At 62.6% G+C, this 24850-nt stretch carries 19 protein-coding genes; 9 read left to right on the top strand and 10 right to left on the bottom strand.

Annotated features, from left to right (window positions below; translation table 11 throughout):
• Positions 1-10: 10 nt before the first annotated feature.
• From BI347_RS14835 to fabD, 7 genes are all read left to right on the top strand, one after another.
• The gene (locus BI347_RS14835; RefSeq protein WP_071116203.1) at positions 11-1273 is read left to right on the top strand and encodes a hydroxymethylglutaryl-CoA synthase family protein; all 1263 of its coding nucleotides are present in this window, start codon (positions 11-13) and stop codon (positions 1271-1273) included.
• Positions 1270-2055, top strand: coding sequence for an enoyl-CoA hydratase/isomerase (locus BI347_RS14830; protein WP_071116202.1), 786 nt, complete (start codon positions 1270-1272; stop codon positions 2053-2055). Before BI347_RS14835 ends, BI347_RS14830 begins: the two co-directional genes overlap by 4 nt.
• Before the next feature lies 1 nt (position 2056).
• Positions 2057-2806 carry a polyketide synthase gene (locus BI347_RS14825; RefSeq protein WP_071116201.1) on the top strand — a complete coding sequence of 250 codons (750 nt, stop codon included), beginning with the start codon at positions 2057-2059 and terminating at the stop codon, positions 2804-2806.
• Between the two features lie 24 nt (positions 2807-2830).
• Positions 2831-6175, top strand: coding sequence for an NACHT domain-containing protein (locus tag BI347_RS14820; RefSeq protein ID WP_071116200.1), 3345 nt, complete (start codon positions 2831-2833; stop codon positions 6173-6175).
• The gene (locus BI347_RS14815; RefSeq protein ID WP_071112329.1) at positions 6176-6538 is read left to right on the top strand and encodes a DUF4180 domain-containing protein; all 363 of its coding nucleotides are present in this window, start codon (positions 6176-6178) and stop codon (positions 6536-6538) included.
• A gap of 8 nt (positions 6539-6546) precedes the next feature.
• Complete coding sequence (locus BI347_RS14810; RefSeq protein WP_071116199.1) at positions 6547-7947, top strand: amidase; 1401 nt, start codon at positions 6547-6549, stop codon at positions 7945-7947.
• A gap of 75 nt (positions 7948-8022) precedes the next feature.
• A complete protein-coding gene (fabD, locus tag BI347_RS14805; RefSeq protein ID WP_071116198.1) occupies positions 8023-9141 on the top strand; it encodes an ACP S-malonyltransferase in 1119 nt (372 codons plus the stop codon).
• A gap of 55 nt (positions 9142-9196) precedes the next feature.
• Here the strand turns inward: fabD and BI347_RS14800 are convergent, their stop codons facing one another.
• The 5 genes from BI347_RS14800 to BI347_RS24005 form a co-directional block, all read right to left on the bottom strand.
• The gene (locus BI347_RS14800) at positions 9197-9970 is read right to left on the bottom strand and encodes a 4'-phosphopantetheinyl transferase family protein (RefSeq protein ID WP_071116197.1); all 774 of its coding nucleotides are present in this window, start codon (positions 9968-9970) and stop codon (positions 9197-9199) included.
• Positions 9971-10030: 60 nt separating this feature from the next.
• Complete coding sequence (locus BI347_RS14795) at positions 10031-11008, bottom strand: acyltransferase domain-containing protein (protein ID WP_071112333.1); 978 nt, start codon at positions 11006-11008, stop codon at positions 10031-10033.
• Positions 11009-11040: 32 nt separating this feature from the next.
• Complete coding sequence (locus tag BI347_RS14790; RefSeq protein WP_071112334.1) at positions 11041-12390, bottom strand: MATE family efflux transporter; 1350 nt, start codon at positions 12388-12390, stop codon at positions 11041-11043.
• Positions 12391-13289: 899 nt separating this feature from the next.
• Positions 13290-14831 carry an alkaline phosphatase family protein gene (locus BI347_RS14775; RefSeq protein WP_071116194.1) on the bottom strand — a complete coding sequence of 514 codons (1542 nt, stop codon included), beginning with the start codon at positions 14829-14831 and terminating at the stop codon, positions 13290-13292.
• Between the two features lie 100 nt (positions 14832-14931).
• Entirely contained in the window at positions 14932-15357 is a 426-nt protein-coding gene (locus tag BI347_RS24005; protein WP_158020796.1) for a hypothetical protein, read from the bottom strand.
• Positions 15358-15963: 606 nt separating this feature from the next.
• On the opposite strand from BI347_RS24005, the gene BI347_RS14765 reads away from it, so the two are divergent.
• A complete protein-coding gene (locus tag BI347_RS14765) occupies positions 15964-16269 on the top strand; it encodes a radical SAM protein (RefSeq protein ID WP_071112337.1) in 306 nt (101 codons plus the stop codon).
• Between the two features lie 882 nt (positions 16270-17151).
• On the opposite strand, the gene BI347_RS14760 is transcribed toward BI347_RS14765, so the two are convergent.
• Positions 17152-20376, bottom strand: coding sequence for a transglycosylase domain-containing protein (locus tag BI347_RS14760; RefSeq protein WP_071116193.1), 3225 nt, complete (start codon positions 20374-20376; stop codon positions 17152-17154).
• A gap of 26 nt (positions 20377-20402) precedes the next feature.
• Here BI347_RS14760 and BI347_RS24000 point away from each other — a divergent pair, with 26 nt between their 5' ends.
• Positions 20403-20576 (top strand): hypothetical protein, encoded by a 174-nt coding sequence (locus tag BI347_RS24000; protein ID WP_158020795.1) that lies wholly within the window; start codon positions 20403-20405, stop codon positions 20574-20576.
• A gap of 58 nt (positions 20577-20634) precedes the next feature.
• On the opposite strand, the gene BI347_RS14755 is transcribed toward BI347_RS24000, so the two are convergent.
• The 4 genes from BI347_RS14755 to BI347_RS14740 form a co-directional block, all read right to left on the bottom strand.
• Positions 20635-20961: a hypothetical protein gene (locus BI347_RS14755; protein WP_071116192.1), complete on the bottom strand. Its 327-nt coding sequence runs from the start codon at positions 20959-20961 to the stop codon at positions 20635-20637.
• Positions 20962-20976: 15 nt separating this feature from the next.
• Positions 20977-21855: a hypothetical protein gene (locus BI347_RS14750; RefSeq protein ID WP_071116191.1), complete on the bottom strand. Its 879-nt coding sequence runs from the start codon at positions 21853-21855 to the stop codon at positions 20977-20979.
• A gap of 142 nt (positions 21856-21997) precedes the next feature.
• On the bottom strand, positions 21998-23695 hold the full coding sequence (locus tag BI347_RS14745; RefSeq protein ID WP_071116190.1) for a putative 2-aminoethylphosphonate ABC transporter permease subunit: 1698 nt from the start codon (positions 23693-23695) through the stop codon (positions 21998-22000).
• Positions 23689-24789, bottom strand: a complete 1101-nt coding sequence (locus BI347_RS14740) for a putative 2-aminoethylphosphonate ABC transporter ATP-binding protein (RefSeq protein ID WP_071116189.1) — start codon at positions 24787-24789, stop codon at positions 23689-23691. The genes BI347_RS14745 and BI347_RS14740 overlap by 7 nt, the downstream gene beginning before the upstream one ends.
• Positions 24790-24850 lie beyond the last annotated feature (61 nt).

The raw sequence follows: 24850 nt of genomic DNA, 5'->3' as shown, positions 1-24850 counted from the left end.
GAACTATTTCATGATGTCGGTTGGCATAGAAGCAATGAATGTATTCGGCGGAACCGCGTGCCTGGATGTAAACGCGCTAGCGCAAAGACGCAAGCTCGACAGCGCGCGGTTCCAGGCGCTGCTGATGAGCGAGAAATCAGTCGCCCTCCCCTACGAGGATCCGGTGACATTCGGCGCCAACGCCGCCCGCCCCATCGTCGACGCGCTTTCCGAGCAGGAAAAAAACCGCATCGAAATGCTGATCACCTGCTCGGAATCCGGAGTCGATTTCGGCAAGTCGATCAGCACCTATCTGCACCACTACCTTGGACTGAGCAAGAACTGCCGGCTGTTCGAAATCAAGCAGGCCTGCTATTCGGGCACAGCCGGCCTGCAAATGGCAGTGAACTTCATCCTGTCGCAAGTTTCCCCGGGAGCCAAGGCCCTGGTGGTGGCCACCGACATTTCCCGCTACATGATCGCCGACGGCGACAATGAGCCGGCCGAGGAATGGTCGTTCGCGGAGCCGAGCGCCGGCGCCGGAGCGGTCGCCATGCTGGTCAGCGACCGACCGCAGGTTTTCCAGATCGATGTCGGGGCCAGCGGCTACTATGGCTACGAGGTCATGGACACCTGCCGCCCCGCCCCGGACCTGGAGGCCGGCAACGCCGACCTGTCGCTGCTGTCCTATCTGGACTGTTGCGAGAACGCGTTCCTGGAATACAAGAAGCGAGTGCACGACGTCGACTACGCCCGCTCTTTCCAGTACCTGTCTTTCCACACGCCTTTCGGCGGCATGGTCAAGGGCGCGCACCGCACCATGATGCGCAAGATGACCGGCGCCAAACCGGCCGCGATCGAGGAAGACTTCGAACAGCGGGTCGCGCCCGGCCTGACATATTGCCGTCGCGTCGGCAACATCATGGGCGCCACCGCCCTGCTGTCGCTCGCCAGCACCATAGATCACGGCGATTTCCGCAACCCGGCCCGCATCGGCTACTTTTCCTACGGTTCCGGCTGCTGTTCGGAGTTTCTGAGCGGCATCGTCCGCCATGAAAGCCAGTCCACGCTCAAGCAGCTGAAAATCGAACAACGGCTCGGAGAGCGGCATCGACTGTCGATGGAGGAGTACGACTATCTGCTGCGCGGCAACAGCCAGATCAAGTTCGGCACCCGCAATGTCAAGGTAGACGACGGCGCCATACCCGGCGCCCGCCGGCCGAAAAACGGCGACAAGCACCTTATCCTCAAAGAAATCAAGGACTTCCACCGCCAGTACGAGTGGGCGTCATGACCGCCGAGGCCCGTTATCAGACCTTGCGAGTGCGCTACCAGCATCCGATCTGCGTTCTGCAGCTGCATCGGCCCGAGGCGCAAAACACCATCAATGCCCAATTGATCGCCGACATCTCCGATGTGCTGGATGCTTGCGAAGAGTCGATCACCATCGTGGTGATCGAGGGCCTGCCGGAGGTATTCTGCTTCGGCGCCGACTTCGCCGCGATCCGGGCCGCCAACGGCCAGCCCGCCGCCGGACAAGCCGCGGCAGGCCCCGAACCCTTGTACGAATTGTGGCTGCGACTGGCGTCCGGACCTTATATCGTCATCGCACACGTGCGCGGCAAGGCCAACGCCGGAGGCATAGGCTTTGTAGCGGCCAGCGACATCGCGCTGGCCGACGACAGCGCCGCGTTCAGTCTGTCCGAGCTGCTGTTCGGGCTGATGCCGGCCTGCGTGCTGCCCTTTCTGGCCCGCCGCATCGGTTGGCAAAAAGCGCACTACATGACGCTGTCGACCCATCCGATAGACGCCGCCCAGGCCACGGCCTGGGGGCTGATCGACGCCAGCGAGGCCAATAGCGAAGCGCTGCTGCGCCGCCATCTGTCCCGGCTCCGGCGCCTGGACAAGACCGCCATCGCCCGCTACAAGCGCTTTTCCAGCGAACTAAGCCGGTCGCTGGCCGCCGACAAACCGCTGGCGCTGGCCGCCAATAAAGAGGTGTTTTCCGATCCGCGCAATATCGCCAGCATCGTGCGCTACGTCGAACATGGCATTTTCCCATGGGAGTCCGCCTAGCATGAGCGCCACCGTCGTCCACAGCACCCATGTCTCCCCATCCATCGTGCAGATCACGCTGGAAGACAGGGAACACAAGAACACCTTCTCACCCGGCATCTGCACCGGACTGATGGACGCGTTCCGCGACATCGCCGCCGATCCGGAATGCAAGGTGGTCGTTCTGACAGGCTACGACACCTATTTCTGTTCCGGCGGCACACAAGAGGGCCTGCTGAGTCTTTCCGGCGGCAAGGGGAAATTCACCGACACGCCGATCTACAACCTCCCGCTCGCCTGCGAGGTTCCGGTGATCGCCGCCATGCAGGGGCATGGCATCGGGGGCGGCTTCGTGCTGGGTTTGTTCTCCGACTTCGTCGTCATGAGCCGCGAAAGCGTCTACACCACCAACTTCATGAAATACGGCTTCACGCCGGGCTTCGGCTCCACGCTGATCCTCAGAGAGAAGCTGGGATTGCCGCTGGCCCAGGAAATGCTGATGGCGGCCGGCAATTTCCGCGGAGCGGAACTGACTCAACGCGGCATTCCCTTCCCCGTCCTCCCCAGAAGCGAAGTGCTGTCCTACGCCCACGATCTGGCGCGACAGCTTGCGGAAAAACCTCGCCGCTCGCTGGTGATACTGAAAAACCATCTGGTCGCCGACCTGCGGCGGCGCCTCCCGGCCATCGCGGACCTGGAGGTGGAAATGCACGATCAGACCTTTCATCACGAAGAAGTCAAGACTCGAATCCAGACGCTGTTCGGCCAGTGACGCAGCCCATCCACCGGAAACACTATGCTATTGAAAATCACGGACAAGCCCGCCGCCGATGATCGCGGCGACGCCATAGAAATCTCGTTTGAAAACGCCGCCGTCCGCGTCCACTGCGTCACCGGCGGCGACATCGCGGCCATCGCCGAGCAGGCCCGGCAGGCGCTGGAGCGGCACTTCGCCGCCAGACAAGCGGCCCCTGCCGCCGAAGCGCTGCTCGCCTCGGGCACAGACTTCGGCAGTCGCCTGGCAGGCGAACATCCCGCATTGAACGAGGCGCTGGCCGCCATCGGCCAGCAGGACGCCGCCCAGCTCTCGGTGCTGATAGAATCAGCCCGCCCCGGTTTTCTGGCCCAACCCTGGGAGCTGCTGAGACTGCCGACCGGCCAGGCCCCGCTGGCATTGCACGCTCAGGCCTTCATCCGCCGTTTCCGCGGCCCAGGCCACCCGAAGGAATACGCGGAACGGGAATATGGCTTGAAAGTGGTCGCGCCCGTGCCGGACGCGGTAGCCGAGCTGAACCGGCAGCTGGGCACGCCCCAGGTGGCGAAAGCAGCGCCGCCCGCGCCGCTGCGCATACTGCACATCGCATCGAGAACGGCCGCGCCCGCCGCCGACACCGCGCTGGAATCCAGCGCGGTGGCCTTCACCACCGAAGGCGCCATCGACTATGAAATTTTCCCGGCAAGCAGCCGGGAGCGATTGCAGCAACGATTGAGCGACCCGTCCCAACCCGTCCATATCGCCCACTACGACGGCGACATCATCCTGGACGGCGAGCAGGCCTGCCTTCAGCTGCGGGACGCGAGCGGCGCCGAACAGCGCCTCGGCATCGCCGATCTCGCCCGGCTGCTGCGGCGGCAGAACGCCGCCATGCTGTGCCTGGATATCCGCGCCTGCTTCCGCGACGGCCAACCCGCGCCGGTCGCCGCCGGCCTGAGCGCGGCGGCCGCCGCCGCCAGCCATGCCGGCCTGGGCAATGTGCTGGGCACGGCCGGTTCGGCCGATCCCTGGACCAGCGGCCATTGCTTCAGCCAGATCTACCAAGGTCTGGCCGCCGGCTTGTCCCTGGAGCGCGCCGTCACCGCCGCCAGAGCCAGCCTGTCCTCGCCTGAGCGCGCATCTCGTTTCGCATCGCAAGGTTCGGCGCCGCCGGCATGGCCGTTGATCGTCCATTACGGCGGCCAATCCCTCGGCTTCTTCGAATCGCCGCAGACCAGCGCGCCGCTGGCGGAATCGCAAACCCTGGTCCAGGCCCGCCAGCGACTGATGGGCTTCAAGTCCTCGCTGCTGCCCCCGCTGGCTGAGCTGGCGGGCGGCGGCGCGGCGTTGTCCATCCTGCACGCGCTCAAGCTATCCAGGCGGTCGCTGGCCCTCACCGGCCCGGCCGGAATCGGCAAAACCCATCAAGCGCATCGCATCGCGCTATATCTGTCCCAGCGGGGCTGCATAGACTTCGCCTTCTATTTCGACTTCGGCAACGAAAGCTACACCGTCGACAACATGCTGGAAATGATCGCGCCGGTTCTCGAGCTGAGCCGAGACCAGCTGCCTCAGGCCAGAATGGCGCTGAAAAGCCTGCGTTGCTGCTTCGTCCTGGATGGCCTGCCGGCTCTGACAGCCGAGGCCGGGCCGCTGGAACGGGCCGACCGGCAGACGCTGGAACAGTTCATCGAAACCTTGCTGGAAGATGGACACATCCTCATCCAGAGCCATCAAGACGGCCACGCTCAAACCGGACCGTCCGTCGTCGACATTCCGTTGCGGCCCCTGCTGCCGCAGGAAGCGGACATGCTGGCCACGGAGCAATTGCGCAACCGCCGGCTAAGCGGCCGCGACGACGACGACGGCTGGCCAGCCCTGCTCGCGGCCTGCCGGGGCAACCCCTTCCTGATCAAGCACGCGCTGCCGTTGCTGGAGACGTCCGCCGCATCGGAGCTGGCCCAGGAGCTTGAACGGCGCATGCCGCGACAGGGCTCCGTCGTGGCGGCGTTTTATCAATGGCAATGGTCGTGCCTGTCGGCGCCATGGCAGACGCTGCTGCTGCTGTGCGCTGAAGTGGATGGCTTGCTGCTCGAGCTGCTGATGGTGGCGATCGACCAGAAAGAGCCCTTCGAGCCGGCGAAGAAGCTGCTTGCCCTCGTCGGCGACCCGGCGGCGGTGTTCTCCCAGATCATCGCGCAATGGGAACGACAAGGTTTTCTGAATCGGCTGCCTCATGGCAGACAGATCGATGCCCGCTGCCAAGCCTTTTTACGACAAAAACGGCGGGAGCAGGACAAGCTCGGCGCGGTGGCAGGCGCCAGCCTTTTCTTCAGCCAGGCGCTCTGCGAAGGCGTCCGTCTGTTGAGCAATCACCTGAACGGCCAGCAGAATCCCCCGCTTGCCCATTATCTGCTGATGAACCGCAGGCATTGGGCGCTGCATCTTGAAAAACTATGGTTCGCACATGACTATCGCCAGTTCCTGAGCAGCAAGCACGCCCTCGAGCAATTGATGCGGCAAGCGCAGTTGGGCGAGGAAAGCGCGGAATGGTCGCTGAAACTGCTGGAGCGCTCCACGGACATATTGCGGCCCTACGAGCCGCCCCCGACAGAAGCCGCCCTGGCCTGGCTGACGCTGGCGCTGAGCACGCTTGCGGCCAAGGAGGCGCAAACCAGCCCATGCCTGAGGCAGGCCGCCGGCTACTGGCAGGCCTGGCTCGACGCACAGGCGGAGGCGGAAGCGGAAGCGATCGACAGGAGGCAGGCGCCGCTGTTTCAGCAGGCGACTGCCTTCCTCGACCTGCATTATCAGCAAAGACAGGACTGGCCAGCGGCCATCGCCGTCAACCAGCTCGCGCTGTCCATCTATACCCGGCACTCGGCCTGGCTCAAAGTGATACAAACGCTGAAGGCCCTGGTGCGCTGCCATGTCGAATCGGGCATGCATGAGCAGGCGCTGAGCCTGGAGGAGCGCATACTCAATGACATCCCCTACCAGGACGCTCCGCCCGGACTGCACGCCCAGCAGCTGTTCGACATCGCGCTGTCGCGCACCGCGCGCCACGCCTCGCCCGATGCCCAGGCCGCGCTTGACCGGCTCAAGACGATGAAGGAAGCGAAGCTGTTCGGCGACGCGCTGGACGGACTGCAAGCCGACATCCATTTCCAGCAGGAAAATTACGCCGCGGCCATCCCCCACTACTGCAAACTGTGGACGCGCGCGATACAGGCCGGCTCGGCTCCTCATATACAACCATTGCGCGAACGGCTGTTGCAGATGGAACAGGCGCTGGGCGCCGAAGCCTTCCAGCGCCATATCGACCGGGAGCTTGGCGACGAGATCGTCCGGCCGCAAGACTACCCACCTCAACAATGGACACATTGAATGGAAATCAAATTGATAGAGCGCGATTCAATCCGTGTGGCGCACGTGCTCTCCACCGACGCGCCAATCAAGACCAGGCAGGACGCGCTGGATGTGATGATGGGACACGGACACGGCAATCTGACCGGGATCGCGGTGGAGGAAGCCTGCCTGCATCCCGATTTCTTCCAGCTCAAAACCGGTCTGGCCGGAGAGTTATTGCAGATGTTCGTCAACTACCGGCAAAAAATCGCCATCATCGGCAATTTCTCGAAATACACCAGCAGCAGCCTGCGCGACTTCATCGTGGAAAGCAACCGGGGCAAGCAGGTCTTCTTCGTCTCCTGCATCGATGAGGCAATCCGGTATCTCAGCCACAGCTAGAGGATTTCATGGAACTCGCAAACGATGTCGCCCAGCTTGACGCCACCGCCCTGGCGGAAGCTATACGGAAAGGGACGTACACTTCCGAGGAGGCCGTGCAATCGCTGTTCGAGCGAATAGACCGGCTGAACGGCAAGTACAACGCCCTCGTCTCCCTGGACCGTCCGCGGGCGCTGCAGCGCGCGCGCGAGGCGGACCTGGCGCAGGCCCGGGGCCAGAGCTGGGGGCCGTTGCATGGCGTGCCGATCACGGTCAAGGACTCATTCAGAACCGCCGGCCTGCGGACCACGGCCGGCTACGCGCCGCTGCGCGACTCGGTGCCGGACCGCGACGCAGACGCCGTCGCCCGCCTCAAGAACGCCGGCGCCATCGTCATCGGCAAGTCGAACTGCGCCCCCCTCTGCAGCGATCTTCAAACCAGGAACGATATTTTCGGCACCACCGGCAATCCATGGGAGGCCGGCCGCACCGCGGGCGGCAGTTCCGGCGGGGAAGCCGCCGCGGTCGCGCTAGGCCTCTCGCCGCTAGGCCTAGGCAGCGATAGCGGCGGCAGCATCCGCGTCCCGGCAAGCTATTGCGGGGTCTACGGCTTCAAGCCGTCGATCGGGAAAATAGCGCGCGATGGCCTGATCCCGCCGTTGGGCGATCCCGCGCGGGAAGACAGCCTGACCGTGGTCGGCGCCATTGCGCGCTCGGTGCGTGATCTGGCACTGAGCTATTCGATATTGTCCGGCGAACCCTACGGCATTGACGCCGCCCCCCAACATGCGCCCCGGATAGCCTGGACCGGCGAATTCCCGCGCCAGTTGATGGACGACGAGGTTTCGTCGGCGCTGGAAGCGGCATACCGAACCCTGAGCGACAGCGGCGCGAGTGTCGAGAAAGTCGAGCCCCCCCTCGATTTGCACTTCCTGAATTTTAAATACTTCATGTTGAATATGTACGAGTTCTCCCCCAGGGAGAGCAGTCCGGGATTGCACAAACTGTTCTGGCTTTTCGAATCCGCCCGCTCCGTGTTCAGCGGCGGCATCGAGGCCAACTACAAAAAACTGAAGGCGGATCAGCGGGAACAAGTCGATCTATTCGATCGCTTTGCCCAGCAATTCGATTGCTGGGCGCTACCGGCCACCCCGACCGCCGCCTTCCATCATCAGAAATCGGGTCGCCCGATTCCTATCCGTCACCGCGGCAAGTCCAAGCGCTACAGCTATTGGCACGCCACCGGCGGGTTTGCATTTCTCGCCAATTTCCTGGGCTGCCCAAGCGTGGCGATTCCAATAGGCCGGGATCGGAACGGCCTGCCCATCGGCATCCAGGTGGTTGGCCGGCGCGAACAGGACACGGCCCTGTTACGGACGGCTGCGCATATCGCCGAGAGAATAGGCAGCACCATGCCGCTGGCCACATGACCGCCAGGAAAGCGCCGACAAAGCGGCGGCGGACACGTATCCAATCATTCCATACCGCGATTAGGAGATAGGCAGATGAGTGTATATGTCTTTCCGGGACAAGGTTCCCAGTTCAAGGGCATGGGAGCGGACTTGTTCGATCTGTTCCCGGAGCTGACCGAAACGGCGAGCCAGCTGCTCGGCTATTCGATCAAGCAGCTCTGTGTCGAGGATCCGCATCAGCAATTGAACGACACCCGCTTTACCCAGCCCGCCCTGTACGTGGTCAATGCGCTCTCCTACCGGAAGAAACAGCAGGAGGCAGGCGACAAGCCGAACTATCTGGCCGGGCACAGCCTGGGCGAATACAACGCCCTCGAAGCGGCCGGCGCCATGAGCTTCTCGGACGGGCTGAAGCTGGTCGGCAAACGCGGCGCGCTGATGAGTTCGGCGCCGAAAGGCGGCATGGCGGCAGTCATCGGCATGACGGAAGCCGACGTGCGCGAGCGGCTGAGCGCCAACGGGCTCTCCACCATCGACATCGCCAACCTCAATGCGCCGACGCAGACCATTCTTTCCGGCCTGAGCGAAGATATCGAACGCGCCGCCGCGTTTTTTGAAAACGGTCCCGTCCGCTATGTGCCATTGAACACCAGCGGCGCCTTTCACTCGCGCTATATGGAGCCAGCCAAGCGCGAGTTTGAAGCCTATCTGCGGGGTTTCTCATTTTCTCCGCTGTCTATCCCGGTCATTTCCAATGTCGACGGCTTGCCCTATCGGCCCGGCGACATCCAGTCCAATCTGGCGGCCCAGATCACGCATTCGGTTCAGTGGACCAAATCGATCCGCTATTTGCTGGATCAGGGCGAGACAGCGTTCCATGAGCTGGGTGTCGGCCAGGTGCTGACACGCCTGATCGGCGCGATCCGCCAGCATGCGCCGTCCACTGCCGAACAGCCCGCCGCCATCGCTGTGGCCCCCTCCTCGCCGCACTATGACCGAGAGGCCGAACAGGCGGCCTTGCACCGGCAGATCGACGAATGGAATTTGCACCATCCCGTCGGCACCCGGGTGGAAGTGGCCTCCTACGACCAGATCTTGATCACCCGCAGCAAGGCCTTGCCTCTGTTCGGACATCGCGCGGCCATCTATCTCGAGGGCTATAACGGCTACTTTGAATTAAACGAAGTGCATCCGGCCAAAGCGGGCCTGTAGACCGAAACGACGCGCCGACGCCGGACACAAGCCGGCCTTCGGCTTCGGCGCGGCGCTAGGCCTCGGTCGATCTCAGCAAGCGCCAGTCCTGCCGCCGCTCCGACACCATCGGCACGATGGTCCTAACCGACAGGGACGGCGGACCGCCAGGCATGCTCTCGGCGCACACCGCAGTCAGGTAGTCCCGTTCAAGGCCGAATTGCCAGAAATGCCAGCGCGCCGCCCAGTCCTGCTGATCGGCGCGCATGGCCAGCCGTATCCCGCTGTCGCCCGGAAAATGAAAACTGAAGTGGTCCAGCGGAATGGACAGCCCCATGCCGCGCGCCTTGATGTACGACTCTTTCAAGGTCCAGTACTCGAAGAAGCGCCGCTGCCGGTGATGGGCAGGCTGCGCGCGCAACTCCCGCGCCTCGTCCGGGGCGAAGAAGCGCTCCGCGATGCCCAGGGACGCCGCCTGCTCGCGCACGCCCTCGACATCCAGGCCCAGCGCCCGGCCTCGCGTCACGCCCAGCATGATCAAATCCATCGAATGGCTGACATTGAACACAATCGACCTGGCCCCAGGCTCGGGATTGGCGATCTCCGGCCTTCCGTGCCGGTTCGCGCTGAACAGCCATTGCGTCGGCTCTAGCGGCGCGTATTTCGACAACACCATCCGCACCAGAACCCGTGTGACCAGAAAGCGATGCCTGTCTCGCTCGAAATACAGCCGCCGCTGCCGCGCCCGCTCCGTTTCGCTCAATAGGCCATGATATTCGCGCAATAGCGCGGCATCCACGATGCGGCCCGGAAATGCGCACCATAGATCGATGCCACGCCAGTCAGCCATGGGCTCTCCGGCCCCGGACTGCCGGCGGAAAGCATCGACCCACGCGCCCATCGACCGAGCTCAAATGGCAAAGGACCGATGCGCGGCCAGCGTCTCGACCACCGCGGAAAAGTTTTCCAGATCGCGGTCAAACGGAGTCAGCATGACATGAGTCCGGGACTGCGTTGATCCCGGCGGATAAACGTACTTTACGAATGTGGCCAAGGTGCCCGACGGCCCCACGTCGACATATTCGTACGGTCCCGTCGTTTCCAGATATTCGATGGTTTTCTGGAACTGGATGGGCTTGCGCATCACCATCGGTAGATGATCGCCAGCCACGGACTCCACCAGGCCGGCGCGCATGCAGCAAGCGATGGGAATCCGCGCCTTGGCCATAGGCATCGTCTGCAGATGGGTATCGAGCCAGCGTTCGGCCGTCTCAAGCCAGGCGGAATGAAACGCAAATGAAACCGGCAGCCGCTGGAACAGCACGTTCCGGCCATTCAAGATCCGCTCCACCTCCAGCGCGCCGGACATGGAGGTGGATATCACGAAATGAGAGTCGAAGTTGATCGCGGCCAGCTCGCCGTAGGAGCTCAGCCCCAACTCGTCGTACAAGCGCGCATTGGCCAGCACCGCGATCATCGCGCCGCGCTCGCAATGCGCCTCCAGCACCTGGGCATGGCTAAGCAACATCGTCAGCGCCTGATCGCAATCGACGCAACCGGCGACGGCCGCCGCCACGAATGTGCCCAGGCTGGCGCCGATCAGGATGTCGGGCTCAAGCTGCTCGGCCAGCAGCGCCTGCGCCAGCGAGTATTCGACCATGAAAATCGCCGGGTGGCTCAGTAGGGTGCGATCGAAACTATCGGCCTTGCCCCGTTGTTGATGGTAGAGGGCGTCGACGACCGACAGGCCGACGGACTGCCGCACCGTGCCGTCCAGACGATCCATCCAGTGGCGGAACACCCGCTGCCGCTGATAAAGCCGCTGTCCCATCTGGAAATACTGCGATCCCTGTCCAGAGAACATAAAGGCGATCTTGGGCTTTGACACTAAGCTCCTCCTTTCCGGAACCGGGAATCAACTCACGACGCGATCGCCGGTATCAGGCGGTGGGCGAATTGCCGGCGCAACAACAGCAGGCTGACCAAGGCCTGAATGAACGTGCTGCCGAGCGAGAAGTACCAGACCAGTTCGATACGGAAGCCGCTTTGCGTCGACAGCCATACGATGGGCATGGCGAAGGTGAACAAGCGCACGGCGGAGCTCTGCAGCGCCGGCTGAGTATTGCCCAGGCCCTGGAACACGCTGGAACATGTGAAGATCGCGCCCTGGGCGATAAAGCCCCAGCAGACGATGTGCAGAAACTGCACGCCAAGACCGATGACCTCCGGATCCTTGGCAAAGTAGCCGATCAGTCCCTCCGCCCGCCAATAGACAAACAAGGCCAGCGGCACCATCAGCATGCTGATCAGCAGCATCGCGGCGCCGAAACAAGCGCGGACCCTATTCGCCAGGCCGGCACCGAAGTTCTGCCCGACGATGGGGCCGGCCGCGAAGGCCACGGCCATCGCAGGCAGGATCAAGCCCTGCACCAGGCGCGAGCTCGCGCCGAAAGCGGCCTGCGCGTCCGCGCCGAAATCGCGGATCGCCCAGTAGATGATGGCGGAAAACACGAACATCAGCGCATACTCCCCGCCGGCCGGCAGGCCGATCGACAGCATGCGGCCCCAGTCGCGCCACCTGGGCGCCAATAGCTTGCGATCAAACCCGACATAGTGTTCGAGACGGCGAAAGTAAATCCCCAAGGCCAGCACCCCCGCCAGCAACGCAAGCGTGCTGGCCAGGCCCGCTCCGGCCACGCCCATCGGATGATGGGTCAGCCAGCCGGCGATCAGGATAGGAGCCAGAAAGGCGTTGATGATGACGCTCAGCAACTGGACGATCAGCGTGGGCTGGACAATCCCGGTGCCGCGCAATGCCGAGCCCATCGCCACCAGGGCGAATTGCAGCGCGAGTCCGGGCATATACCAGTTCAGATAAACCAGACCGGCAGCTATGGTTTCCGCGTCGGAGGAAACCGTGCCCATATAGGTCCGGGCCAGGGAATAACCCAGCAACAGCACGGCCAAGCCGCACACCAACGCCAACGTAAGCGACTGGTTGAAGATGATGTTGGCCTCTTCCTTGTCCTTGCGGCCGACCGCCTGGGAAATCAGCGCCACCGTGCCTACGCCAAGCACCTGGGTCAGCGCGAGGACCAAAAAGGTCGCATTGCCCGCGGCGCCGACGCCGGCCAGCGCGTTGGCGCCCAATCCGCCAATGAAGTACAGATCGATCAGATAATAAAGCGTCTGGAAAATCATGCCGATCGCAATAGGTATCGCCATCGTCAATATGTGACGAAGCAGCGGCCCCTGAGTGAGGTCTTTCATGTCAGTCCCTTGTCGCCGAGCAGTGTTGTCAGGATGGTGAACGGATTGGTATCAATACCCCGGCGCCCAGGCATCAGCCCGTGCGGCCCCATTGGCATCGCACCTATTGCCACGGGCATGGCGGTGCAGCGGGATGCCCGGCGCAGACCTGGCAGGTCCGCAAGAATGCTGGCGATATGGCATTGATCGCCAATTATAGCCATATCTCATCTTAATTATTCAATGTATATTTTATTTGCATAATTTATGGAATGGGCCGACTTCCGCGACAAGCCAACGCGGCTTGAATGCCAGCTCCCAAACCCGTCCTGCACCGCTCGCCTTTGCAAGATCAACGCGGTGTTTGCCGCGCCGAATGGCGCGCTCAGCACTCCCCTGCCCCCACCGGCAAGCGGCCCGAAGAACAACTTGCTGGTATCCGGTTCCGCTTACCGTTTGACCGGAACCACATGTTAGGGTGTTAAATTAGACTGGAAATACTCTGTGTAATCAGTAGATTGCACTTGGTTTTTCCGGTCTTTTTCTTTACGTCAAAAATTCACATCACCGGAAGTGCTGCTGTCGTAAATTCCTGTCATCTGACGAGTCAAGAGAAGTGCGGCGACCACGTTTTCCATTCGAGAAGTACGGATGCAGTCCGGTGAGCACATTCCCCTGCTCGTGTCCGGAGGCCCCCTCGGACTACCGGCTTCCCTAGCAACCCGTTACGTCCTGACCCAGTTCCGGCCCAAGGGCCTGAAAGTCAGCAGCATCCGCCAACGGCTCTCCACCTTAGCCCTTGCTTATACTTTCTTTACCGAGCATGGTATCCAACTCGACGAGCGGGCAGCCAAACGTCAGTTCCTAAACTAGGAGGAGTTGAGCCCTATCGGCGTGCCAAGCACGGCATCGCCCGCCGACTATCGCCGCGTCGTCGACGCGGCGGCCCGGATCAATTCGTCTTCGAACTGTCGCGGGTCGCGGCGATAGCGCGCAAGCTCAGCCAGAATATCCTCCATGTGCGCATGGGCGAGCAGGGACTTGACGGCGACAAAATCCACCCCTTCGAATAGCGCGTTGAGCGGGCCGCCCGGCATCGCCGGCAGCATGGCATTGAGCGTGGGCACGAGGGAGAGCGGTGCCACAGGTGCCTCGTTGACGTGCTCTCGCGCCAGGACAGCTTCGAAGGTCGGTGCCTCGGGCATGCGCCTCCCCATCGAAACCGCCGAAAGATCCACCTGGGCCCATTGCAAAAGCGTTTTAATCAATGAGGTGTGATCGAACGGATAGCGGCTGCCGGCGGGCGCGCGAAATACCGTAGACGGTTTGACGAACGGCGAGATCAACAATGTCGGCACCCGGGCGCCGAACAAATTGAATTTAAAACCGTCCACCCCGATCCGACCATCCGGATTGATTGCCCCCCAGGGCGGCGTGACATGGTCGTAAGTGCCACCGTGTTCGTCGAATGTCACGATCAGCAACATATCCTGCCATTGTGGCCCCGAGCGGACCGCCTGGTAAACCTGCTGCAGGAACTGCTCGCAGGGGTTGACGTGGGTTGGTGGATGATAGTCGGTGCCTTGCGTGTAATGTTCGCCTTTGCCATAGCCCCAGACGGGCTCAAGATAAGTGAAGTCCGGCAGCGTGCCGGCCTGGGCGCGGGAAAAGAAGGTCGCCAGATTGCCGATTTCCGAATTGCCGCCGGCCTGGGCAATCTGCGGGAAGGTGTACTGAGTATAAGACCGGCCCATCCATTGGCTGGTGTAATACAACCCCCAGCTCTTGCCCGCTTGCGCCAAGTAATTGAACACCGTCGGCGTGTCGAACTGCTCGATGGCGAGAAACGCATTGCTCTCCCGCCCCAGCGAGGTACCACACAAGGAGAAGGCACGGTTGGGGTTGGTCTGCGTCGGTACGGAGGAAAACCAGCGGTCGCTGACCGCGAACCCCCGGGCTAGTCCATTGATGACCGGCAACTGCGCCGGGGTATAAGCCCACAAGATATCGAGCCCTTGCCAGCCGCGCATGTACCAAGCGTAGTAATCCTGTAAGAAGCCCTGCATCGTGGGCGCCTGGCATTCCATCGGCAAACCGCCGATGATGTCCTGATTGCCGAACAACTGGTTGAACACACCATTCCAGCGCGCGTTGGCCCGCATTTCCTCGTAGGGGTCGTACGCCGGAACGCGGTCTTGGTCAGCGCCTAGGTTGTCCGGCACCGGTACGACCGGGTACGGCTGCACATCGCCGCGCCAGGTGTAGGCGGGATTGCTGTCCCGCCCCAGCGCGAGCCCGTCGAACAGGGGTGAACTCCCCGGAGGATAGACATGCTGCGGCGCGGACGACGGCATGTCCGCGGACGTGGCGCTGTAAAGCCAACCGAGTACGTTGTCGAGAGCACGGTTCTCCAGCATCAGGAACACAATGTTTTTTACCTGCGGCAGCGTCGAGGCGACCATGACGAATCCTTTACTTAGGGCAACGGGGCCGGCGGCAGGGCGCGATGCACCGGAAGGTGGGGTGGGCGGGCAGCCGTCCGCCCCACCGAGGACGAAAGGATTAGTACTGCGGATAAAGCTCGACGTTGTTGGCAAGCAAAATCGGGTAATTCGAGCCGGTATTGCTGGTTGCCGCGAATAGGGCGAAAAGCTCGCCCTCGACCTTGTAGTACTTCTTGGCATTCTCGCAGGCATCGCGCAGATCGCTATGGGTGGCGTTCTTGGCGCGGAATTTCTCCAACTTGGTGTAAGGAGTCTTGAACCACGCCCCGGAGAACGAATACCAGTCGTTAGCCGGCGTCAATCCCCATTTCCAGGTGACGTTGTTGTTATTGTTGAAATAGCAAGCAACGTAAGAAACGTCCGAACCGGCGGCTTGCGACGGTGCGGTTTGGTTGTTCGGACCGGGTGCGGCTGCGGACAGAGCGGCAAAGGCGGCGAGAGAGAACAACAAGGCAGCTTTGATCGTCTTTGACGAACGGGTCATGGGATTCTCCACTTGATTCGTTGAATGGCCGGACGGCGTGGTTGTCCGTGCATTTTTGTTTTTCTAAAAAACAGAAATGCAATATGACTATTGACTACGCATAACAACTAAATCAAGTGTTTGAATTGCGAAAGCGGCGGTTCCGAAAAACAAGGACGTTGTAGATAAAAGATATATTTCTCACAAAAATACATTTCAAATCAATAGATTATGCATTTTCGGTGTCGCGCCGCGTGGAAAAGGGCGGGCGGGCATAAACGGTTAGAACGTTGGTGCGCTCAATACGGAAGCGCGTTACCGGCGGGTTTTAAGCCACAGAAGCGAGTTGACTGATATTTAGGTCAGTTGTTGTGTGCGCCATCCGTAGGTCGTCCCATTCCTATCTGACGGCGACATGCGCCTTCCAGACAAGCAGATTCAGCCCGCCGACAAACAACTGCCCCCGCAAGACCATGACCTGGCCTTCGACGGTTTCCAATTCGTCTACCTGGTGGTGTCGCATCGTGCCGGCTGGGTGTCGATCGGCATCAACTTGATGCCCCGACAACCCCTGCAACTAGCACTGCGTCTATTGCCAAGTACCCAACTTACGGCGCGCCGGCGCCGGTGGACGCCGCACAACTAGAACGCGAGTTGACCGCCATGTTGCAGGATATTTTGCACGGCGACTTCATGCTGCGCCATGTCACGCCCGACATGCGCCGTTTGAGCGACATTGCGCTCGCCGGCAACGGCGAGCCGACCTTTTCCCCACAGTTTCCCGCCGCAGTCGACGCGGTATTGCGCCAGATCGACGCTTTCGGCCTGCGCGGCCAAATTCGTCTAGTCGTCATTACCAACGGCAGCCAAATGCACCGCTCAGCGGTGCAAATGAGGTCAAGGCTTGGGATATTGGCAATATACTTTACATAAATAATATTTACACACTAACCTATCCATAAAGATTTTGTCTTATAAATCATTGACATAAAAAGAAATTTTCTTGCATTCGCTTCCGCTTACCGTTTTAAAACCTACTTGCTTGTTTTGTAGATCGAGGCCCGCGTTGATAAAAGATGCGGGCCTTTTTCATTCCCCGCTGCCGGCCTGAGCGCCTAACGGCTATACGGCTGCCACAGCATGGGGTGCTGAACCACTGTCGAGCGAAGAAAGCCGATTGGAGCCGTCTGACGCGCCTCCTTCCTCCGTCCCAGTCCGCCCCTTCTCCGGAGGGGCGGCATTCACCCGACGCGCTGGCAAGAGCCTATGCCCGCCGGACATTGCCATCCACGCAAGATGAATGATCCCGCCTCAAACCAGACGCCCGCTCTTTTTCACCATGCCCAAAGCCCACGGGCGAAGCCATCAGTACACACAGTACTCAATCGGCAACAGCGCCGGCGAGTCATCTTATCCGCCCGGCGATAATCACCGATCATTTTCCCAATGTCGATGGATCAGGAATTCGGAAAACTTAAAGATAAAAAAAAGCCGCGTCGCGGCGGCTGCAAAGGGGTAGATAGACAGAATGTTTGCTACCGATCAATTCTATCCAGTAAGATAATAGCATAACAATATTCGCAATGTGAATATGTTAAATGAAACATAATTGCGCCAAATCTGAAAATCCATGCATAAAAGGCATGTGGGAATCAATTTCCAACTTTAACAAGCAGATAAAATCTGACGGAGCTGGATGCTAAAAACACATATCAATCCGGCCAAAAATAATTTTCAGCCCTTCATATTGCAATTCGCTCCAAGCTGACATCCACGCACTCGCATATAGCGCCCACACTTCGTCAACCGCCTTGCCTATCCTCCTATCTTCCACTCCGCCTCCTGCCGCTTAGGCAAAGCGCCCACCGCCGGCGGCTTCAGCAAGTCGCACACGCCGCCCAGGCTGGACACCAGGCACAACGGCCTTCCGGGCGATAGTCCTCCGATATCGGGCATTCCCTCCGCCACGCTGTCCGCGCCCTGGCTAGTGCCGCGCGCAACCAGGTCCAGCCGCGGCGCCAGCGTGGGCGCCAGCACCTTGAGCACCTGCACCGGCAAGGCGCTGGTGAACTTGTAGTCGGCCGCCTTGGGGCCGGCCACATAGGCGACGATGGTGCCGAAGTAGTGGTCGCCGATATAGAACACGAAAGCGCCGGAGCGGCTGACCACGCGGGCGGAGGTGAGGCCGCCGCCGCGGGAGAAGGTCTTGAAGCGGTTGTCGCCGGTGCCGGTTTTGCCGCCGATCAACACATGCTCGCCATTGTGGTCGAAGGCTCCGGCCGCGCGGTGGGCGGTGCCCTTGTCCACCACTTCGGACAATACCTGGCGCACCAGCTGCGGAATTTCCGGCGGCAGCACCCTCACGCCGCGGGCCTGGCCCTGGGCCAGGGTGGTGTCGTACGGCGTAGCCGATGCGAAACGCAGCTTGTCGATGTAAACCGTAGGCAGACGGACGCCGTCATTGGAAATGATGCCCATCAACTCGGCCAAGGCCGCCGGCCTATCGGCCGAAGCGCCAAGCGCGGTGGCGTAGGATGGCACCAGTGAATCGAAGGGATAACCCATCCGCTTCCAGGCGGCGTGGATCTGGCGGAAAGCATCTATCTCCTGGATCTGGCGGATACGGCTATCCTGGCCGCCCTTGTGCTTGCTGTTGAACAACCATTGGTACACTTCCTGGCGCTGGGCGGTGCTGGCCTGCACCATTTCCGACCAGCCCGCATCAGGATGGGCATGCAGGTAGGCCACCATCCACAATTCCAGCGGGTGGATGCCCGCCAGGTAGCCGCGATCGGCCAGGTTGAAACGGTCCGGCCCCATCTCGTCGTACAGCTTGGCCAACGTCTTCTCCTCCAGCTTGGCCGGCGGCGTCAGGTATTTGGCGATGAAGGCCGCCATTTCAGGCTGGCCGGCCTGCGGATGGACGCTGCGGAAAATCACCGCCAGCCGCTTGGCGCTGCGGCGGGCCTTCTCCACCACCTGCGCGTCGATCTGCTCGGCATCCTTGCCGCGGTACTTGCGGTAGAAACCGGCCATGAAGGTCTTGCCTTCGCGGTCGGCGAAGCGTTGCAGGTATTCGCGCCGCAACGGATTGGCGGGATCGCCGAGCACCTGGGAGTCGTTGCTCGGCGAATACATGTAGTAGTGCGCGACATCGCGCATCAAGCGGATGTAAACCAGGTTGACCGAATGCTGCGTCGCCTCGCGCAGCGTCAGGATGCGGCCGTTGTCGCTCTTCTCGAAATTCTCGAAGGTGTGCCGGCCGCCGCCGGTGAAAAAGCTTTCTCCTGGACTCGCGCTGTACTTGCGCTCCATCGAGGCCGCCAACATCGCAGACAAACTGCGGTCATCGTTCTGTCTCAGATAGTCTATCGCCCAGCGCCGCAGCACCGACTCATGCTCGGTCGGCCGGATGCCGGCCAGCTCATCCTGGCTCATGCCCGAATACTGCCGGTGCAGATCGGCGATGACCTCCAGATACGTCACCAGCGTGCGCAGTTTGGCGGTGGAGCCCAAGTCCAGCTTGGTGCCTTCGTTGATGTCGAAAGGCTGGTCGAAGTTGTCCGCCTGCACCCGCACCATATTGCCGGTTGGCGTGCGCTCTATCAGGGTGAAGCTGTAGGTCACCCCGCCGGGCGAGCCCTGTTGCAGCAAGAACTTGTCGCCCAATCCCACCGACTTGGCGTAGTCGGGATCGCGCAGCTTGAGCAGCTTGTCGGTTACCGCCTGCTGCAGCTGCGAATCCAGCGTGCTGTTGACGGTCAGGTCCAGATGGTCGAGGTCGTACATGCGCGGTATGCCCAGCAGACCGGCCAGCTTCACCCGCACCGCGTTGGCGCCCTTGCGCTCCACCTGCGACTTGTTGGCCAGATTGACCCTCTCCCTCTGCTGCCGCAACGAGACCCCCAACGCGGCATCGCGCAATTCCGGCGTGATCACCTTGTCCTTGGCCATCAGCCGCAGATAGGAATCGGTCAGCCCTTCCAGCAGCTTCATGTCGCCATTGAGGAAGAACGAGGGGCTGCGCTGCGAAATCATCAGGCTGAGCGCCTCCTTGAACACGGTTGCCTGCTCGTCCACCGACAGCGGAGTATTGCTGGCCAGCGTGCGGTTCACCTCGTCGAATGAGCGTCCGTACCAGGCCCACATGCCGTCGCCCATGCCGGAGATTTCGCCGAAGCCGGCGCGCGCCGCCAGCGGCACCGTGTTCAGATACTCCACCACCAGTTGGCGCCGGGCGGCGCTGGTATCCTCGCCGCTGCGGTAGGCGCGCACCGAGGCCGACAGCATCTGGCGCAATTTTTCCTTGGGCGAGCCGGTGCGGCCGCCGGGCGAGTGGCGGAATTTCTCGATCTGGGTGGCCAGCGTGCTGGCGCCGGCGGAATGATAGCCGGGATGCAGAAAATGCAGCCCCTCGTCCGCCAGCGCCTTGCCGAAACGCGACCATTCCACCGCCGGGTTCTGCTGCGGATTGCTGTCGTCCAGCAGCGCGTGGTTTTCGATGTAGAGCAGGCCGGAAACCAGCAGGCGCGGCAGCGAGTCGAAATCCCGATACACCCGCTGCGGGTAGAGAGACTGGTACATGGGCCGGCCATAGCCATCGTAAAGCATCAGGCCGGACTGGTCCTTTTCCCGGTACGGCGGGAACAGCCCCAGCGGCAGTAAAGGCCCCGTCACGCCGCTGTCTGCCAGCCGTATCATGTCCGGCGACTGGCGGGCCTGTTCGGCAATGGCGAATCCGCGGCTCTGCAGCCGCTCCAGATAGTGCGGGAGGTCGGAATACCCCATGCGCTGGTCATAGGGGCCGCCATGCTCGGGAAAGCGCATGTCCTTGCTGCGCCCCGGTTCAACCGCGAACGTGGCGTGGCGGGCGGCCCGGCTGAAGAACATCGCCTGGAACCGCGAGGTATGAACCTCGTTGAGGAATAGTGAGAGCGCCAGGCCGAACAGTGCGATGAACAGGCCGATCAGCGCCCACCATGTAGAAGAAGACGGTTTGCCTTTGCCCAATCCGAGTTTGGCTTCCGAAGTATCTATCATGACATGTCGGCCCGGAGGCCGCCCCCTTGCAGCATGAACTGGAGAATATTGCTGGCTATACCGGACACCACTGCTCGGCCGTCGGATTTCCCACCGGCTTTTCCTCAATATCGGACAGCCGCCGCGCTTTAGAAAGGAAGGAAAAACTTGTTAAAGAAACTAGCGCATCCCTGAAGGACGCCAACGCCGCGAATTGGTGAACGGCGAGCCAGGCTGGCCGCCCTCATCGCGGTTTCCAGCCCGCCGACGACTCCCCGTTCAGGCCAGCACCGACGCCGCCAAAATGGACGCCCGCAACGCAAGCTGTATCGCCTTGGCCACAAACTCTATCGACTTGCCGCTGGCCGCCAGCGCTTTTTCGGCATCGTCGGCCGCCTGCGAGGCCCCCCGCAATGCCGCCACCGCATCGGCGTAGGCGCTAGCGGCATGGTCCAGATCGCAGGCGATGGCAGCCATCGCCTGCCCGGCCAACTTGTCTTGCAGATCGCCGCACTGCCGGCTGGTCTCCCCGGTGGTGGCTATCATAAGGTTGTTGAACCGGGAGGCCAGCCCGGTTAGCAACTCGGCCAGATCATGACTATCCATCACGCGCTCCTTGGACTATTGGCTGGGCAGCGCCCGGTACAGGCTGCGCAGGCGCTTGGCCTCGTCGACAAACTCGCGCAGGCGGTCGATGCGCTTGCCGGAATCGTCCAGGCTTTGCCTCAGTTGCCGGTGCAAATCCGGAAATGCCCGCATCTCCTTGCCAATGGCATCCAGCGCGCGGCGCTGCCGGTCGAAATCCGCCAGTTGCGCCGCCACCTGCAGATCACCCTGATAACGCGCCCAGCTGCCATAGGCCGGCCTGAAACCGTCCTTGTCGACCGCGCGCAGATAGCGCAGGCTGATATCGGTCAAATACAACTGCAGGTCCTGCTGCACGCGCTGCATTTCCAGCGCCAGCACCTCAAGGCCGGGCTGAGCCTGGTCCATCACCGCGCGCAGGCTTGACTTGCGCTGGGCCGTCAGCCGCGCATGGCCGAAGGCGTCCACCGCGCTTGCCAGCCCATTGGCTGTCGATACGCTCAGGCCGCTGCCCTGCAGCCGCCGCAGGCTGGCCGACAGGTCTTGCGACGACTTGTCGATATCCGCCGCGCCGCCGGCCCCGGCCAGCTGCGCCAGCGCCGCGGCGTAGCTGGCCAACAGGTCCAGCGACGCCTCCACCTTGCCCAGCTGGCCGGACAGGTCATACGGCTGCCCTTCGGCGTTCACCAGCGGAAATCCCTCTAGGCCGACCTTGCGGTCCGGCGCGGACAGCACCGCGCTGTCGCGGGCGGATTGTTCCAGCGCGGCGAAGCTGGAGGCGGCGCTGCCGTCTATCTGGCGGGCCGCGTCGCGCAGCGCGACGAACTTGCCGCTGTCCAGATTGCCGCAGGCCGCAAGCGACAACAGCAGCGGCAGCATGGCTGCGCGGATCAGGCATGGAAGCAGGTTGATCATGGAGCCTCCCCGGCGGGGCCAGGCGAGCGGGAACCCGGCCCCGACCCCGATGGACAATGCAAAAGAAGCAGATCATTCCATTCAGATATAGCCCGCCACCACCGCTTGGCAAAAGAATCGCCGCCCCGTTGGTGCGGCCGCGCTAGCCCTGGCCGCGCCAGTGCCGATGGCGTTTGCCCAAGCACTTCTCCAGCGCCAGCAAGGACACCCCGCCGGAAGTGACGACGATCAAGGTGGCCATCGCCGCCGCCGCCGCGGTGTCGCCGGCATCGTCCATGGTGATGATCGACACCGCCGCCAGGCTGTTTTCCGGGCTGATGATGAAGATCAGCGCCGACAGCGTGGTCATCGCCGACACGAACAGGAAGCGCGCCACATCCAGCAGCGCCGGCAGGCACACCGGCAGCGTCACCCGGCGCAGCGTGGTCCAGAACGGCACCTTGAGCGATGCCGCCACCGCCTCGAACTCGCCATCCAGCTGCCCCAGCGCGGTAGCCACGGTGAGATGGGCGGTGGTGTAGAAATGGGCGATGCTGCAAATCACCATCAGCGTCATGCCGCCGTACAGCGCGTTGAGCGGATTGGCCGGATGATTGAAGAAGAACACATAGCCCAGGCCCAGTACCAGGCCCGGCACCGCCATCGGCAGCATGGCGAAGAAGCGCAGCAGGCTGCGGCCCAAGGGCGCAGCTTGTTGCTTTTCGCAGACATATGCCCCCAGGAATACCAGCACGGCTCCCAGCAGCGCGGTGGCGCCGCCCAGCTTCAGGCTGTTGAAATAGGCGCCCCAGCCGCCGCCATCGACATTGTCAAAGCGGTAATGCGCCAGCGTGAGCGACAGATCGTACGGCCAGTACTTGATGAACGACGCCGCCACCCCCACGCCCAGCAAAGCCAGCAGCGCGGCGGACACGGCGGCCAGCAGCGCGAAGGCCGCCGCGTCGCGCCGCAGCTTGCGGCCGGGAGCGAACAGCACCGCGCGCGCCGTCAGCGCCGCCTGCTGCCGCCGCGCCATGGCACGCTCGATGAAGAAGGACAATACCGCCGGCAACAGCAGCATCAGCCCCACCACCGCGCCGCGCGGAAAGTTCTGTTGCCCCACCACCTGCTTGAACGCCTCCACCGCCAGCACGTTGTAATCGCCGCCCAGCACCTTGGGCACGCCAAAGTCGGTAACCACCAGCGTGAACACCACCAGCGCGGCGGATACCAGTCCGTAACGCGCGCCCGGCAGCGTGATGGTGAGGAACTGCCGCAGCGCCCCGGCCCCCAGCGCCCTCCCCGCCTCGTACAGCCGCGCATCGGCCGACGCCAGCGCGGTGGCGATGATCAGCAGCGCGTAAGGAAAGGTGTAGAACGCCTCGCCCAGCGCCACGCCCCAGAAGCCATAAATGCTGGCGCCGCCGGTCAGTCCCTTGAGCAGGCCCTGGTTGCCGAACAGGTACACCAGCGAGATGGCAGGCATCAGCGAGGGCGCCAGCAGCGGCGACAAGGCGATCTGCCGGAACAGACCCCGTCCCCAGGCCCGGCTGCGGCTCAGGCCCCAGCCAAAGACGAATGCCAGCGGCAGCACCAGCGCGCTGACGGTCAGCGCCAGCAGCAGGCTGTGCCAGGCGGCGCGCATCAGACCGGGGGAGTTCAGCACCTGGGAGAAGTTGGCGAGGCCGGCAAAGCCGCCGTCCATGGTGGTGACGGCCTTGCCCAAGATGAACAGCAAGGGCAGGCCCAACGCCAGCGTCAGCAAGGCGGCCAGCGACCACACCAGCAAGGCGGCCAGCCGGCTTTCACCGTCCGCGCGCCAGCCGGCGCGGCGAGTCAATCGCAAAGCCAGGCTCAACATGCCGCCTCCCGCACATAGGCGCGCAACAGCGCGGCCGGCAATTCCACCGGCACGATCTCGCCCGGCACCAGCGGCTGGCGCTGCAGCATGGATGGGCATACCTCGGCGCGCAGCGTCTGCCCCGGCATGCCCTCCGGCTGCAGCCGGATACGGGTCATCGCGCCGCCGAAGCTGACATCCTCCACCCGCGCCAGCAGCACGTTGGCCGCCGGCTCCCAACGCGCCTTGACGATGATGTCCTCCGGCCTCAGGAACAGCGTCAGCGACGCGCCGTCCGGCAGCGGCTGCTGCAGCTTGAGCACGCAGTTGCCTATGCTCGCCTCATGGCTGGACTTGCGTTGCGCCGGCAGCCAGTTGGCGTCGCCGACGAAGTCCGCCACGAAGCGGCTGGCCGGCTGGCGGTAGATCTCGGCCGGGGTGCCCACCTGCTCGATGCGCCCGGCGTTCATCACCACCACCCGGTCGGCAATCGCCAGCGCCTCTTCCTGGTCATGGGTCACCATCAGCGTGGTGACGCCCAGCCGTTTCTGCAGGCCTTTCAGTTCGTCTCGCAGCCTGTCGCGCACCCGCGCGTCCAGCGCCGACAAGGGCTCGTCCAGCAGCAGCAAGCCCGGCGATGTGGCCAGCGCCCGCGCCAACGCCACCCGCTGTTGCTGTCCGCCGGACAGCTGCGACGGATATTTCAGCTCGGCGCCCGGCAGCCCGACGATGTCCAGCAGCTCGCGCACGCGCTGGCCGTGGCGCGCCTTGTCGCGACGCGGGGTCAGGCCGTAGGCGATGTTGTCGGCCACGGTGAGGTTGGGAAACAGCGCGTAGCTCTGGAACACGATGCCGTAGTCACGCCTGGCCGGCGCCTCGCGGGTGATGTCGCGGCCCAGCAGGTGGATGCTGCCGCCATCCGGCATGTCCAGCCCGGCGATCAGCCTAAGCAGCGTGGTCTTGCCGCAGCCGGACGGCCCCAGCAGACAGACGAACTCGCCCCTGCGTATCGACAGGGACACCGCGTCCAGAGCGGCGAAGCCGCCAAAGCGGCGGCTCAGGCTATGGATGGACAGGTGATCGGACAGGCCTTGCAGGCTATCGACCGGTTTCATCGGGAACTCCATCTTGCTTGAATATCGAAAAGCCGCCCGCTGCTCGGCGGACGGCTCCGGC

This window comes from Chromobacterium sphagni, from assembly GCF_001855575.1.
Taxonomy (GTDB): domain Bacteria; phylum Pseudomonadota; class Gammaproteobacteria; order Burkholderiales; family Chromobacteriaceae; genus Chromobacterium; species Chromobacterium sphagni.
This window is presented reverse-complemented; position numbering and strand designations above follow the sequence as displayed.